Origin of the sequence: Corallococcus interemptor (assembly GCF_003668875.1) — a bacterium.
GTDB lineage: Bacteria > Myxococcota > Myxococcia > Myxococcales > Myxococcaceae > Corallococcus > Corallococcus interemptor.
Map to the genome: position 1 here is coordinate 1 of NZ_RAWM01000355.1, position 437 is coordinate 437.

Genomic DNA, 437 nt, shown 5'->3' on the forward strand with positions numbered 1-437 from the left:
GCCTCCATCCGAGACGTGGAGAAGCAACCCGGTGCGGTGCTGAACGGAACGGTGCTCAAGAGCGGGCTGCTACCCCAACCCGCCTGGCGCGCGAAAGACGGCACGGAGGTGGATTTCAGCGCCCTGGGCGCTGGCGAGGGACAGCTCACACCACTGGGCTACCTGGTGGCGACGGCGCACGGCACGGACCAGCTCCGCTTCGAGCGAATGCGGATGGAGATTCCAGGCGCGGCGAACCGTCCTCGCATGGAAGGACAGGACGACTCCGTGGCGGTGCAAGCGGACGCGCTCGCGCAGGGGTTCTCCACCCTGTACCGACTGCTCGCTGAGCACCGGGATGCGCTGCTCGCCCCTGAAGGGCCGCTTGCGGCTTTCGAGCACGCGCCCGTGCGAGTGCTCTTTCGCGGCACGGCCAGCTACGACGCCCTGCTGCACGA

1 protein-coding gene is annotated in these 437 nt (G+C 68.6%); it reads left to right on the top strand.

The window, feature by feature from the left end:
- Nucleotides 1–36 precede the first annotated feature (36 nt).
- Nucleotides 37–437, top strand: a 401-nt coding sequence (locus D7X96_RS39240) for a DUF4135 domain-containing protein (RefSeq protein ID WP_244219890.1), incomplete at its 3' end; no start/stop codon positions are given.